The sequence below is a fragment of the Pseudomonas sp. 43mfcvi1.1 genome (assembly GCF_900115935.1).
GTDB lineage: Bacteria > Pseudomonadota > Gammaproteobacteria > Pseudomonadales > Pseudomonadaceae > Aquipseudomonas > Aquipseudomonas bijieensis.
Window position 1 is genome coordinate 91818 of the sequence record NZ_UETT01000018.1, and the last position, 13811, is coordinate 105628.

13 protein-coding genes are annotated in these 13811 nt (G+C 61.8%); 10 read left to right on the forward strand and 3 right to left on the reverse strand.

The window, feature by feature from the left end:
* Positions 1 to 48 precede the first annotated feature (48 nt).
* Positions 49 to 483, forward strand: a complete 435-nt coding sequence (locus DTP52_RS27390; protein ID WP_109756166.1) for a nuclear transport factor 2 family protein — start codon at positions 49 to 51, stop codon at positions 481 to 483.
* Between the two features lie 177 nt (positions 484 to 660).
* Here DTP52_RS27390 and DTP52_RS27395 read toward each other — a convergent pair whose 3' ends face one another.
* Complete coding sequence (locus DTP52_RS27395; protein ID WP_109756167.1) at positions 661 to 1584, reverse strand: LysR family transcriptional regulator; 924 nt, start codon at positions 1582 to 1584, stop codon at positions 661 to 663.
* A gap of 128 nt (positions 1585 to 1712) precedes the next feature.
* Between DTP52_RS27395 and DTP52_RS27400 the strand changes: the two genes are divergently transcribed.
* The gene (locus tag DTP52_RS27400; RefSeq protein ID WP_025213530.1) at positions 1713 to 1919 is read left to right on the forward strand and encodes a 4-oxalocrotonate tautomerase family protein; all 207 of its coding nucleotides are present in this window, start codon (positions 1713 to 1715) and stop codon (positions 1917 to 1919) included.
* A gap of 304 nt (positions 1920 to 2223) precedes the next feature.
* The gene (locus DTP52_RS27405; protein ID WP_109756168.1) at positions 2224 to 2958 is read left to right on the forward strand and encodes an SDR family NAD(P)-dependent oxidoreductase; all 735 of its coding nucleotides are present in this window, start codon (positions 2224 to 2226) and stop codon (positions 2956 to 2958) included.
* 51 nt (positions 2959 to 3009) lie between these two features.
* Here the strand turns inward: DTP52_RS27405 and DTP52_RS27410 are convergent, their stop codons facing one another.
* Both DTP52_RS27410 and DTP52_RS27415 read right to left on the reverse strand, forming a co-directional pair.
* Positions 3010 to 5157 carry a TonB-dependent siderophore receptor gene (locus tag DTP52_RS27410; RefSeq protein WP_109756169.1) on the reverse strand — a complete coding sequence of 716 codons (2148 nt, stop codon included), beginning with the start codon at positions 5155 to 5157 and terminating at the stop codon, positions 3010 to 3012.
* A gap of 258 nt (positions 5158 to 5415) precedes the next feature.
* The gene (locus DTP52_RS27415) at positions 5416 to 6807 is read right to left on the reverse strand and encodes a PLP-dependent aminotransferase family protein (RefSeq protein ID WP_109756170.1); all 1392 of its coding nucleotides are present in this window, start codon (positions 6805 to 6807) and stop codon (positions 5416 to 5418) included.
* A 137-nt stretch (positions 6808 to 6944) separates the two neighbouring features.
* Between DTP52_RS27415 and DTP52_RS27420 the strand changes: the two genes are divergently transcribed.
* The 7 genes from DTP52_RS27420 (at position 6945) to DTP52_RS27450 (ending at position 13728) form a co-directional block, all read left to right on the forward strand.
* On the forward strand, positions 6945 to 8111 hold the full coding sequence (locus tag DTP52_RS27420) for an MFS transporter (RefSeq protein WP_109756171.1): 1167 nt from the start codon (positions 6945 to 6947) through the stop codon (positions 8109 to 8111).
* A gap of 238 nt (positions 8112 to 8349) precedes the next feature.
* Positions 8350 to 9021 carry a GntR family transcriptional regulator gene (locus tag DTP52_RS27425; RefSeq protein WP_109756172.1) on the forward strand — a complete coding sequence of 224 codons (672 nt, stop codon included), beginning with the start codon at positions 8350 to 8352 and terminating at the stop codon, positions 9019 to 9021.
* 133 nt (positions 9022 to 9154) lie between these two features.
* Positions 9155 to 10075 carry a hypothetical protein gene (locus DTP52_RS27430; protein ID WP_109756173.1) on the forward strand — a complete coding sequence of 307 codons (921 nt, stop codon included), beginning with the start codon at positions 9155 to 9157 and terminating at the stop codon, positions 10073 to 10075.
* A 126-nt stretch (positions 10076 to 10201) separates the two neighbouring features.
* On the forward strand, positions 10202 to 11134 hold the full coding sequence (locus DTP52_RS27435; RefSeq protein ID WP_109756174.1) for a 4-hydroxyproline epimerase: 933 nt from the start codon (positions 10202 to 10204) through the stop codon (positions 11132 to 11134).
* Positions 11131 to 12246, forward strand: a complete 1116-nt coding sequence (locus DTP52_RS27440; protein ID WP_109756175.1) for an FAD-binding oxidoreductase — start codon at positions 11131 to 11133, stop codon at positions 12244 to 12246. Before DTP52_RS27435 ends, DTP52_RS27440 begins: the two co-directional genes overlap by 4 nt.
* Positions 12239 to 12475 carry a 2Fe-2S iron-sulfur cluster-binding protein gene (locus DTP52_RS27445; protein ID WP_109756176.1) on the forward strand — a complete coding sequence of 79 codons (237 nt, stop codon included), beginning with the start codon at positions 12239 to 12241 and terminating at the stop codon, positions 12473 to 12475. The genes DTP52_RS27440 and DTP52_RS27445 overlap by 8 nt, the downstream gene beginning before the upstream one ends.
* Positions 12472 to 13728: an FAD/NAD(P)-binding oxidoreductase gene (locus DTP52_RS27450; protein ID WP_109756177.1), complete on the forward strand. Its 1257-nt coding sequence runs from the start codon at positions 12472 to 12474 to the stop codon at positions 13726 to 13728. Before DTP52_RS27445 ends, DTP52_RS27450 begins: the two co-directional genes overlap by 4 nt.
* Positions 13729 to 13811 lie beyond the last annotated feature (83 nt).

A 13811-nucleotide genomic window follows, 5' to 3' on the forward strand; every position in this document is an offset into this window, starting at 1 on the left:
CGTCGAATCGCTCGCGTTCCCGATACCTACAAAAATAAGGAAATCCCCATGAAAAAAGCCACATTGGTCATCAGCTTGCTGTGCCTGTTCAGCGGCTATGCAGCAACAGCCGCTACATCGCCCGAGCAAGAAGTAGCTCAGGCGGTCGATCATTTGACCCAAGCCATGCTGCACAAAGACATCCCACAACTTCAGGCCCTGGCCGCCGAAAACCTCACCTACGGGCACTCCAGCGGTAACATCCAGGACAAGAAAGCCTTCATCGCCGATATCGAAACCGGCAAGAGCGCGTTCAAGACCCTGGAGATGCAGAACCAGAAAATCACCTTGTCAGGTGACGTGGCGCTGGTGCGCAATCACTTCTCGGCGCAGGCGCTCAAGGGCACAGAGGTGGTGCCGACGGAAATCGAGAACTTCCAGATCTGGCAGAAGCAGAAGGATGGCAAATGGCTGCTGATCGGGCGTCAGGCGTTTCGGTTCTGATAACGAGCTAGGCCGGGTAATTAGTGCATTATTTGAGTTTATGGTGATCCATTGTGGCGAGGGAGCTTGCTCCCGCTCGGTTGCGCAGCAACCGCAAAATCCTGGGGCCGCTACGCAGCCCAGCGGGAGCAAGCTCCCTCGCCACGGTTTGCTCTTCTCGCCCGTTGTGTTTTCCCCTCATATCGCGGCCCACTGCTCCCGGTACTGCAGCAGAAAATCCACAAAAGCACGCACCCGTTGCGGCACGTACCGGCCATGGGGATACAGCAAGGTGAACGGCCGTGAGCGCCCTGCGAAAGGCGCAAGCACCTCCACCAGTTGCCCGTTGGCCAGCTCCTGTTCCACGATGAATTTGTAGGTCTGGAACAAGCCGGCGCCATGCTTGGCCAGCGTCACCCCACCGAGCACATCATCCGAACAGCAATAGCCCCCTTCGCCGAACACTTCCTTTTCCTTGCCCTCGACATTGAACAACCAGGAAATCCGTCGCCCGCTACTGGGCAATTCGAACTGGATGCACTCGTGATCGTCCAGGTCTTCAAGGGCCTGGGGCGTGCCGGCCTTGCGCAGATAATCCGGGGACGCGACCACCACCAGTTTCGCGTCTTCCAGCAGTCGGGCGATCATCGACGAGTCGGGTTGGGCCCGTACCCGAATGGCGAGGTCATACCCCTCGGCGACGAAATCGATGTTTCGATTGCTCAGGTGCAGGTCCACAGTCACTTGTGGGTACAGCGCCCGAAAGGCCGGCAGCAACGGCAGGATGCGGTGATGACCGTACGTGGTGGGCAGGCTGATACGCAGTTGCCCGGACGGCACCGATTGCGCCCCCATCATTTCCTGTTGCGCCTCCACCAGTTGCGTCAACGCCTGGCGGCATTGCTCGAAATAGGTCCTGCCGGCTTCGGTCAAGCGGATGCTGCGGGTGGTGCGCACAAAAAGTCGTGACCCCAGGCGCTCTTCCAAGCGAAAGATCGAGCGGCTCACCGCCGCCGGAGTCACCCCCGCCAACTGCGCCGCCGCCGTGAAACTGCCCGCCTCCGCCGCCAGGCAGAACAGTTCTATGCTGCCCAACTGCAGATCTTCGAAATGACGTTTCATGATTGATTACACCGCGTATCAACTGAAGTTGCCAAAAGCCTGTTTATCAGCCTGCGGCGTATAAATACAGTGGTCCTTCAATGGCGCGGGAATACTCCTGCGCATTTTCTCAGCAGCAGGAGTGCAACATGCCTTTCGTAAACGTGCGAATTACCCGTGACGGCGTGACCCGGGAACAGAAAGCCCAGGTGATTTCCGAAATCACCGAAACCCTCCAGCGCGTGCTGGGCAAGGACCCACACTTGACTCATATCGTGATAGAGGAAGTGGACACGGATAACTGGGGATATGCGGGGATGACCACGACGGAGTATCGAAGTCTTCCGAAGGAATAACGCTCTGTCCTTCCGAGCCCGGTCCGATTGACCGGGCTTTCTATGTCTATCACCCCAATAACTCTGTGGGAGCGAGCCTGCTCGCGATAGCGGTGCGTCAGTCAACATTTGAGTCGGCTGATATACCGCTATCGCGAGCAGGCTCGCTCCCACAGTGGCTTGTGTTGATCCAGTCATTGATTACATGACGTATCAACTCAAGTACCAGAAGCCTTATTTATCAAACTCTGAGGCATCAATACCCTGAGCTCAACCACCGCCATACAGGCGCACCGGTTCAACTCAATGTGATCAGGAGTCAATCATGAGCCTCAACAAAACCGTCATCATCACCGGCGCTTCCAGCGGGATCGGCCTGGGTTTGGTCAAGGCGTTCCTGGCCCAGGGGTATAACGTGGTGGGCAATGCCCGCTCCCCGTCCGGCCTGGACGCTGCCGCTGCCCAGCTCGGTCACCCGGCCGGTTTCATCGGCGTGGCCGGCGACATCGCTGACCCGGCCACTTCAGCCGCCCTCATCGCCCAAGCCGTCGAGGCGTTTGGTGCCGTTGACGGGCTGGTGAACAACGCCGGGTTCTTCCTGCCAAAACCCTTCGTCGAATACAGCCCCCAGGACCTGGACGCGCTGCTGGACACCAACCTCAAGGGGCTCGTCTATGCCAGCCAGGCCGCTGCCGCACACATGATCGGGCGCCGGCAAGGCTTCATCATCAACATTTCGGCTGCCGTGGCCTTGCAACCGAACATCCAGGTACCGGCAGCCCTGCCGGTGTTGATCAAGGGCGGCGTCAACCAGATGACCCGCGCCCTGGCCCTGGAACTGTCGCCCCACAACATCAAGGTCAACGCGGTCGCCCCCGGCATCATCGACACGCCCATGCACGACCCGGCGCACCGCGACTTCCTCGACAACCTGGCCCCGGCCGGTCGCGTAGGCACCATCGAGGAGATTGCCGAAGCCGTGTTGTACCTGGCGGGCGCTGATTTCACGACCGGCGCGATACTGCCGGTGGACGGCGGCATGAGCAGCGGCAAGTGGTAAAAAGAAAAACCCCGGAGGCAGGACCTTCGGGGTTTTCATGACGCACTGGATTCAGAGCGTGTAGGAAATGCCGGCCTGCACGGTCCGCGGTGCGCCTGGGTAGGCATAGACGCCACCGAATGCACCCTCTTCGTAGTCGGCGTCGAACAGGTTCTTCAGGTCCAGGTTGAGGCGGATCCGCTCGTTGACCTTGTAGTAGCCGAGCAGGTCGACGACGGTGTAGCTGTCCATGGTAAAGGTGCTGGCCGCCGTATTGCCGGCCCGCTCATCGACGTACTTGGCGCCCAGGCCCAGGCCGAGCCCCTTGAGGCCACCGTCCTGGAACTCGTAGACGTTCAACAGGCTGAAGGAGTTCTTGGGCACGTTGAGCAAGCGGGTGCCGGTTGGGATATTGATGTCCTTGGTCACTTCGGCATCTACATACGCGTAGCCACCGATCACGCGCCATTCTGGCGTTAAATTGCCCGCCACATTCAAATCGAAACCACGGCTGCGCACTTCCCCGGCAGCCACGTTGAAGGTGGAATCCAGCGGATCGGGCGTGAGTACGTTGCGCTTTTCAATCTGGTAGATCGCCGCATCAACGCTCAACTGACGATCCAGCGCTTCCCACTTGACGCCCATTTCGTAGGACTTGCCCTCTTCCGGCTTAAACCCCTCACCCTGCCCCTGGCGACTGGCTCCGGTGTTGGGTTTGAACGAGCGCGCGGTGTTGGCGTAGAGCGCAACGGTATCGGTCAGATCGTAGATCACCCCCAGGCGTGGGGTGACAGCATTTTCAGTCTTGTCCCAGTTACGGCTACCGGGCCGAGCCTGAGGGACGAAGGATTCGTACTCATGCTCGAATCGCTCAAACCGCGCCCCGGCCAACAATTTCAACCGCTCAGTCAGTGCCACCTGATCCTGCACGAATACGCCAAACGTCTTGAGATTTTCCTGGTCATCGGTGGGCGTACGCGTCAGTGCCGGACGCGGCTGGCCATACACCGGGTCGAAGATATCGATCGGGTAGGCACCGGTGCCCGCGGCGGAGCGCTGGATGATGGACTGGTAGTCGTAGTCTTCATACTCGATGCCCGTCAACAGCGTGTGCTCGAACCCGCCGGTGGAGAAATGCCCGGTGAGGTTGAGTTGGGTGTCGCGGTCGGTCCATTCCAGCTTGCGGTAGTTGAAGTTGCGACCCAGGGTACGCCCATCGGCGGCAATGCCGTTGCCTTCCACGGCATTACCCTGCAAGGTGCCGTCGAGCCATTGGGTACCGCCGGCCAGGGTCCAGTCGTCGTTGAGCATGTGCTCGAAACGCACCTGCAACATGTTGTTGTCGTTGTGCAGCTTGCCGGCGTCTTTTTCGCCGAAGAACGTATCGCGCGACGCGGTGCCGCGCTGGCCGGCGTAATGAGTCAAGCCACGGTCCAACGGCGCATTGTTACGCATGAAATCGCCTTCGAAGGTCAGGCGCGTGGTGTCGTTGACCTGCCAGGTCACCACTGGCGCAACACCGTAGCGCTCGGTCTCGACGTGATCACGGAACGTATCACCGCCCTCGCCGATCACGTTCAGGCGATAAGCCAGGCGCCCTTCTTCGTCCAATGGACCGGACGCATCGAGCGTACCGCGACGCATCCCCTGGTCGCTGACCTGGCTGCCCAGGGTCACCTTGCGCTCGGCCAACGGTTGTTTGGACACCACGTTGAAGGTACCACCCGGGTCGCCACGGCCATAGAGCATGGTGGCTGGGCCGCGCAGGACCTCCAACCGCTCGATGGTATTGGCGTCCGGCATGTTCGGGTAGCCACGGTTGATCGGGAAGCCGTTACGGTAGAACTCCCCGGTAGTGAAACCGCGTACGGTGAAGGTGGTCAGGCCCTGGCCACCGAAGTTGTTGGCCCGGCCTACCCCGCCGGCGTAATCGAGGGCGTCTTGCAGGCGCGTGGCACTGAGGTCTTCGACCACATCGCGGGACACGACGGAAATGGATTGCGGGGTTTCATGGATCGCCGTGTCGGTACGGGTGGCACTGGCTGAGCGGGTGGCGTGATAGCCCTTCACCGGGCCCTGTGCTGACTCATAGTCTGCAGCGCCGACGATGTCCGTGGCTTGCAGCTCGAGGGTCGCGGGGTTGGCAGGGGTTGGCTCTTCAGCCCAGGTGGAAACGGAATAAGCCTGGAGCACACACAGTGAAACGAGAATCCGACGCATCGATGCACAATCCTAATGGAAACAAGCCACCCACATCGGGAGGCTGACAAAAATGTGTCGCGAAAGATACAGTAACTCATTGTCGTTTGATATCTATTCCCATTAACACTGGTATTTTTTGTGACTGACCAGTCCGCCATCGCGAGCAAGCTTTGCTCCCACAGGGATCTACAGCGGTACAAGTCTTGTGATTGCCCCTGCTCGCCCCTGTGGGAGCAAAGCTTGCTCGCGATAGCGCCAGAACAATCCCCCCATACCCTATTGGCCCGCCGCAATCGACTCCTGCTCCACCCGCTGGAAGAACACCTGCGCACGATGATCCTGGGTATAAGCCACATTCAACCGCAACCAGTCGCAGTCCTCACCCTGAGGCAGGAACGTCGAGCCCTGGGACAATTGGATTTGCAATTCCCGGGCGATCTGCTGCACCCGTTGTGCCGCCAGGCCCCGCGGCCTGGCCCAGACGAACATGCCCCCCATCGGCTCGGCAAATACCTCCCAGTGGGCCGGGTCCAGTTGGCGCAGCGTACTTGCCATCTGCTTGTTCAGGCGCTGGCGCAAGCGCTGGATCAACTTGCGATAGGCGCCGTTGGCGAGCAACGTCGCCACCACGTTTTCCGCCAGCAACGAACAACCGATGCCGGTAATCATCTTGACTTCGGCCAGGCGCTGGATGATGTCGGGATGGGCGACCACGTAGCCGATGCGCAGCGAACTGGACAGCGTCTTGGAAAAGCTCGCCAGGTAGATCACCCGGTCCAGGGCATCCAGGGAGGCCAGGCGTGACGTCGGGCCATTCTGGAAATCGGCGTAAATGTCGTCCTCGATGAGGCGAAAGTCATGGGCCGTTGCCAGTTGCAGCAAACGATAGGCCACGCTCGGCGCCAGGCTGGTTCCGGTGGGGTTCTGGTACATGCTGTTGATGAAGAAGTACGAGGGCTTATGCTCGCCGAGAAGCTGTTCCAGGCGAACGATGTCCGGGCCTTGCGCGGTTCTTGGCACCGCCAGGGTCTTGACCCCATGCAGCTTCAGCAGATTGAACAGGTTGTAGTAGCCGGGGCTTTCCACCAGCACCAGGTCACCGGGCTTGAGCAGGGTTCGCACCAGCAGGTCGAGGCCTTGGCTGGCGCCTTGGGTGGTGATGATCTGCGCCGGGTCGACGTGAATGTCGATCAGACCCAGGCGCTTTTGAATGTGCAGGCGCAGATGCGGCGAGCCTAACGGGGTGCTGTAGTTGAACAACGCGTGGTTGTCGCTGCGCACCACCTGGCGGATCGCCTGGCCCAGGTCGGTGTCGTCGCGCCAGGCGTCGGGCAGCCAGCCACACCCCAGCTTGAGCTGCGTCGATTCATTGTCGAACAACCGCCACGGTGCGTTATCCGCTTCAGGTGCCGGCGCTACCGGCCGGGCCAACCGCTGCGCGACAAAAAAACCCGCGCCATGCCGGGACTCCAGCACCCCGCTGGCGACCAGTTGATCATAGGCCTTGATCACGCTCGACAGGCTCAGGCCATTTTCCCGGGCCAGTTGGCGAATGGACGGCATCCGTGTGCCAGGACGAATGCCATGGGCATTGATCCAGCCCATGAGGTGCGTCACGAGCTGCCGGATCACGGGCTCGGCAACGTTGCGATCAATCTTCAGATCCACGGCGGGCACTCTTGACTAAGTGTTCTCGATTTTTCAGAAAACAGTTAAACACAAATGGCCGGCGTCTGTTCCTTGTTTGCGGTGTGCCCGGCAGTGATAGTCCCCGGGACCTCATGCACACCCTTTAAGGAATACCCTTGAACCCACAGCATCGACACTCCTGGGGACTGGCTTTCGGCCTTTGCCTGATCACCCTCGCGGTCAACTTGCAGGCGCCGCTGTACACCACCTATGCGCAGTTGTCCGGCTATGGGGCCGGCGCCACGGCGGTGGCGTTTTCCGGTTATGTGCTGGGCGTCCTGCCCGTCTTGCTGGCATTCGGCGGGCTCGCCGACCGGGTGGGGCGCAAGCCGTTGATCCTGGTCGCGCTCGGATTGTCGATGCTGGCGACGCTGGTGACACTGCTCTGGCCAAGCCTGGAGGCCCTGGGCGTGGCACGCCTGATGATGGGAATCGGCACAGGGCTGGCTTCGGCCACATCGACCGCCTATATGGCCGAGCTCATGGCAACCGGCGACCCCCGCTCGCCGGCCAACCGGGTCACCGCCAGCACTTCCCTGGGGTTTGGCCTGGGCGCGGCGTTGACCAGTCTTTTCCTGTTCGTCCATCACAGCGCCACGCCCGGCAGCTTCTGGTTGCAACTGATGTTGGCGGCCATGGCGATCGGCGTGGTCTGGCGGCTACCGGACCCGGCGCGGAAAATCAAAGACGCACCGCTGCTGCGCCTGCCGTTGTTTCCCGCCGGCAGCCTGCCCTACAGCTTTTCCATGCTGTTGGCCTGGGCGACCTCGGGCCTGGTCATCGCCATATTGCCCTCGGTGCTGGCGACTCACGATTTGCAGCGTTGGTCTGGCTTGTCGACCTTCACGGTCATCAGTTGCGGCTTGCTGTTCCAGCCCTGGGTTCGGCGCATGCAACCGGCCAGGGCTACGGGCTTGGGATTGTTGATCCTGCCGTTGAGCTACGCGTTGCTGGCCTGGGGTGCAAGTGTCGGTTCCTTGGCCGCCGTATTGCTTGGTGCGCTGGGTGCCAGCAGTGCGTGCTATGGCTTCCTGTACCTGGGCGGGCTGTCAGCCGTCACCGCCATGGCCGGCGTGGAAAAGGCCCGGGTCAGCGCCGGATTCTTCCTGTTCGCCTATGTCGGGTTCAGCATCCCGGTGGTGGTGACCGGGCTGCTGGCTGACGCTTTTGGCGCTGACGTGGCGTTGATCGTGTTCGGCCTGGCGCTGCTGGCTGGGGCGTCTGTCACTGGATGGCGTATCGTCCGGACAGAAGCTTATGTGACTCGCCTGTCCCACTGCTGAACACAAAACCTTGTGGCGAGGGGATTTATCCCCGTTGGGCTGCGCAGCAGCCCCAAGATGAGCGGTTCCTATCTGCCTGACACACCGCAATGTCAGGTTTTAGGGCTGCTGCGCAGCCCAGCGGGGATAAATCCCCTCGCCACAGTTTCGTACCCTTGGCTGCTTCATCGCCTGCTTCAAGGACCACCCCGGCAAAGTCGTATACCATATCCCCATCCAAGCCGAACGACTCTCCGCCGTGACTTTATCCAAATTCAACCTGCCCGACCTGGGCAACACCCCCTCCACTTCGGAAATCATTACCCGCCACCTGCGCGATGCCATCGTGGCTGGGCACTTTGCCGAGGACGAGCCGATTCGCCAGGACGACATCGCCCGCCAGTTCAACGTCAGCAAGATCCCCGTACGCGAAGCCCTCAAGCGTCTGGAGGCCGAGGGCCTGGTGATGTTCCAGCGTAATCGCGGAGCGATGGTGACGCGCATTTCCGAGGCGGAGCTGGCGCAGATGTTCGAGGTGCGGATGCTGCTGGAGGACAAGGCGTTGCGCCTGGCGATTCCCAATATGACCGAAGAGACCTTCGCCCGGGCCGAGAGCATCTGCCGTGAATTCATCGGTGAAGACGACGTGGGTCGTTGGGCCGAACTGAACTGGCAGCTGCATGCCTGTCTCTACGAACCGGCCCAACGGCCCTTCCTGGTGAGCTTGATCCGTTCGGTCCACGACAAGTTGGAGCGCTATCTGCGCATGCAAATGAGCCTCTCCGCCGGCAAGGAGCGCGCCGACCACGAGCACCGGGAAATCCTCGACGCCTGCCGTGCCGGTGATGTCGAACGGGCGGTGAAGCTGTTGGACGAACACATCGCCGGGGTCTGCAAGACGCTGTTCGAGTTCCTGCCTTCCAACCATTGAGCCCGCCCGAAATACCGAGTCGATGATCGACCCGGTATTCTTGAGGACCTATACATATGTACCGCAGCGACTGTCCGACGCCGCCCTAGAATCAGGTGCCTTCGTTATCTGAAACAGACACTTGCTTTCAACCATGACACCTCCATTCGACACCTTCATCGACAGCCTTTCTGTTACAGCTTCCATAAAGAATCAAAACTGGGCGGGCACGGACGACAGCATCTATATCTCGATGGGCCCCCTGGGCCAGATGCAATTGTTCTGTGAAGCCCCCAGAGTGGGGCAAGTCATCCACGTGGATATCGACATTGCCCGGATGTTCGGTCGAGCACGTATATCGCTCGGGGAAATTGACGGACTGGCCCTCTACCAGGTGCCCGTCGCACACCCGATCGCTTCTGATGACTGGGCGCTGGAATCGGTGCTGATCAAAGCCAATGACATCTATGCCAATACCTCATTCAAACGGATCGACACATGGCTCAGAAACTCATCCGCGCACTTGCAATTCGTATGGTCAGGTCATGTTCACTTCTCCGACTGGAAGAATTCCGACCATAGATCCATCGATCTCAGCGCCCAGACCTATCCGATCAGGTGGATGCCCTTTATCGGCGACCTGATGCATTGGCGCTGTTATGACCCATCGAAAATAGACGGCGTGGGTCAGTTGATCGGAATGTGGGACGGTCAGTTGATCGGCAATCAACTGAAGACACACACCAGTGAATTGCTCGCCCCCAACGACCAGTCCAATAGTTACACATGGGTCTATACACCCGAACACGCCATTATCTATAAGCGCTGGGAGCATAGCGACCGGGCCAACTACGTCAGGCATAGCCAGCTTGGCAGTGGCAGGCCGGTCATGTGTGCCGGGGAGCTCAAGGTCACCGAACATCGTATGGACCATGTGATCGCCATGGTCAACGATGCTTCCGGGCATTACAGGCCCGACGGCGGCGCCTGCCTGCGGTATGTGGCCGAGAAGTTCGAGGCCTTGGGGATCAATACCGAGCATATTGAATGGCGATGGCAAGACAGGAACGCCTGATCAGGCTCACCTGGCTGCTGCCGTACTGTGCCGATTTCGTCATCAGCGGCAGATAAATCCATCAAGCCGTCGCCCCCCGGCGCGGGCCACGCTTGCGTTCACTCATCTGAACGGACGTGGCCCCCCATGAAACGCATCACCGTGATCGATTCCCATACCGGCGGCGAACCGACCCGACTGGTCACCGACGGTTTTCCTGACCTGGGCCAGGGCAGCATGGCCGAGCGCAGGCAGCGTCTGGCCGAGCAGCACGATGCCTGGCGCACCGCCTGCGTGCTGGAACCGCGAGGCAGTGATGTGCTGGTGGGGGCGCTGCTCTGCGAGCCGGTGGACCCGAGCGCCTGTGCCGGAGTGATCTTCTTCAACAACAGCAGCTATCTGGGCATGTGCGGCCACGGCACCATCGGCCTGGTGGCGTCACTGGCCCATCTGGGCAGGATCGGCCCCGGTGTGCACAGCATCGAAACCCCGGTGGGCACGGTGCAAGCAACCTTGCATGAGGACCGTTCGGTCAGCGTGCGCAACGTGCCGGCCTACCGTTACCGCAAGGCACTGGCCCTGGAGGTGCCCGGCATCGGCCCGGTGGTGGGCGATGTGGCCTGGGGTGGCAACTGGTTTTTCCTGATCGCCGAGCATGGCCAGCGCGTGGCCGGCGATAATCTCGACGTGTTGACCGCCTATACCTACGCCGTGCAGCAAGCCTTGGAGCAGCAGGGTTTTCGCGGAGAGGACGGCGGCCTGATCGACCACATCGAACTGTTCGCCGACGACCCGCAAGCCGACAGCCGCAACTTCGTGCTCTGCCCGGGCAAGGCCTATGACCGCTCCCCGTGCGGCACCGGCACCAGCGCCAAACTGGCGTGCCTGGCCGCCGATGGAAAACTGCAACCCGGCCAGATCTGGCGCCAGGCCAGTGTCATTGGCAGCGAGTTCGAGGGTTCCTATGAACGCTCGGGCGAACGCATCGTGCCGACCATTCGCGGCCGTGCCTACATCAGTGCCGAGACCACGCTGGTCATCGAAGCGGATGACCCGTTCGCCTGGGGCATTCGTCCGTGAGCGAGGGCCAGGTCGCCGACGTGATCATCATCGGTGCCGGCATCATCGGCGCTGCCTGCGCTCGAACATTGGCCCAACGCGGCTTGAAAGTCCTGGTGCTCGACGCTGGTTGGCACGGCGCGACGGCGGCCGGCATGGGCCACCTGCTGGTGCTGGATGACAACCCGGCGGAACTGGCCCTCAGTCAATATTCCCTGCAACGCTGGCGCGAACTGGCCCCGGCCCTGCCCGAGGCCTGCGCCTGGCGCAACAACGGCACCCTGTGGCTGGCGGCCAATGCCGAGGAAATGGCGGTGGCCCACAGTAAATACCTGAACCTGCTGGCCCATGGCGAAGCCTGCGAACTGATTGGCCGCGCCGCCCTGCATCAGCGTGAACCCCAATTGCGCGAAGGTTTGGAAGGCGGGCTGCTGATCAAGGGTGACGGCATTCTCTACGCCCCGGCTGCCGCGCGCTGGATGCTCGACGCGCCCAACATTCGCCAGCAGCGCGCCCGCGTCAGCGAAGTCGACGGCCAGCGCGTGCGCCTTGACGATGGTCGCTGGCTGAGCGCCGACGCGGTGGTCCTGGCCAATGGCATCCAGGCCACCGAGCTGTGCCCGGAGCTGCCTATCGAAGCGAAAAAAGGTCACCTGCTGATCACTGATCGCTACCCCGCCACCGTCACCCACACGTTGGTGGAACTGGGCTATGTCACCAGTGCCCACAACGCCAGCGGGCCGTCGGTGGCGTGCAATATCCAGCCGCGTCCGACCGGGCAATTGTTCATCGGCGCCTCGCGGCAGTTCGGCACCGTCGACCCGCAGGTGGAAGGTTGGATGCTGGCGAAGATGCTCAAGCGCGCCGTCGAATACCTGCCGGGGCTGGCGCAGCTCAACGGCATTCGCGCCTGGACCGGCTTTCGCGCGGCCAGCCCCGACGGCTTGCCCCTGGTGGGCCAGCATCCGCAGCGCCCGGGCCTGTGGCTGGCGGTGGGCCACGAAGGCCTGGGCGTCACGACGGCGCCCGCAACGGCCGATTTGCTGGTCGCCCAACTGTTCAACGAAACCTCGCCGCTTGCCCCTCAAGCTTACCTGCCACAGCGCTTTCTCGGAGAACCGGCCCATGCCTGACTTATTCCTGGACGGTCGCCCCCTGTCAGTCGCTGATGGCACCAGCGTCGCGGCGGCATTGGCCTTGGGGGCGGACGGCTGTAGTCGTACCTCGGTCAGCGGCCAGCGCCGGGTGCCTTTGTGCGGCATGGGCATCTGCCAGGAATGCCGGGTGCTGATCGACGGCCGTCGACGCCTGGCCTGCCAAACCCTTTGCCACGACGGCATGCACGTGCAGACCCGACCATGAACGAAACCACCGACCTGCTGATCATCGGTGCCGGCCCCGCCGGCATGGCCGCCGCCCTCGCCGCGGCAAACAGCGGCGCGCGCATTGTGCTGCTGGACGACAATCCGCTACCGGGCGGGCAGATCTGGCGCGACGGTCCCCAGGCCAACCTGCCGACCCAGGCACGCCGTCTGCGAGACCGGTTGCATGCCTGCACTAACGTCCGCTGTCACGCTGGCGCGCGGGTAATCGCCTGTGCAGGAGACAAAACCCTGTTGGTGGAGGATGCCGAGCGCGGCTGGCAGATCACTTACGAGCGCTTGATCCTCTGCACTGGCGCCAGGGAATTGCTGCTGCCCTTCCCCGGCTGGACGTTGCCCGGAGTGACCGGAGCTGGCGGCTTGCAGGCACTGATCAAGGGTGGCCTGCCGGTGCGCGGCGAACGGCTGGTGATCGCTGGCAGCGGCCCCTTGCTACTGGCCAGCGCCGCCACGGCGAAACATCAAGGTGCGCAGCTGGTGCGCATCGCCGAGCAAGCCAGTCGCACCGCCGTCGCCGGTTTCGCTGCACAATTGCCCCGCTGGCCGGGCAAGTTTTTCCAGTCGTTCGGTTTGTTCGACCGACACTACCGCACCGGTACTTATGTGGTGGAAGCACTCGGGCGGGAGCGACTCGAGGGCGTGCGCCTGCTGCAACAAGGCAAGACGATCGAACTGGCTTGCGATCGGCTGGCCTGTGGCTTCGGGCTGATTCCCAACACCCAGTTCGGCCAGGCCCTGGGCTGCGCGGTTGAACACCAGGCCCTGGCCGTTGACGCCTGGCAAGCCACCACCCGCGTCGAACATTACGCCGCCGGAGAATGCACCGGTTTTGGCGGCAGCGAACTGGCGTTGGTGGAAGGTGCCATCGCCGGCCACGCCGCCGTCGGCAATACTGCGGCGGCCCAGCGTCTGTGGCCCCAACGCACACGCTGGCAGGGTTTCGCCCAGGCATTGAACAAAGCCTTCACCCTCGATCCACAGCTCAAGACCCTGGCCACGGCTGACACCTTGGTTTGCCGCTGCGAAGACGTGCCCTATGGCGAACTGGTCGACCATGAAAACTGGCGCGAAGCGAAACTGGCCAGCCGCTGCGGCATGGGCGCGTGCCAGGGCCGAGTGTGCGGCGCCGCCTTGGAACACCTGTTCGGCTGGACACCGCCCACACCCCGCCCGCCCTTCAGCCCGGCGCGTATCGAGACCTTGCTGGCCCTGGAAAAAACCCCACCCACCTGAACCCGACACACATCCCACTCAGACCTGTACTCACCACAAACTCCCACAGGGATTTGAGGTGAACTTCAACTTTGCGGCACCGC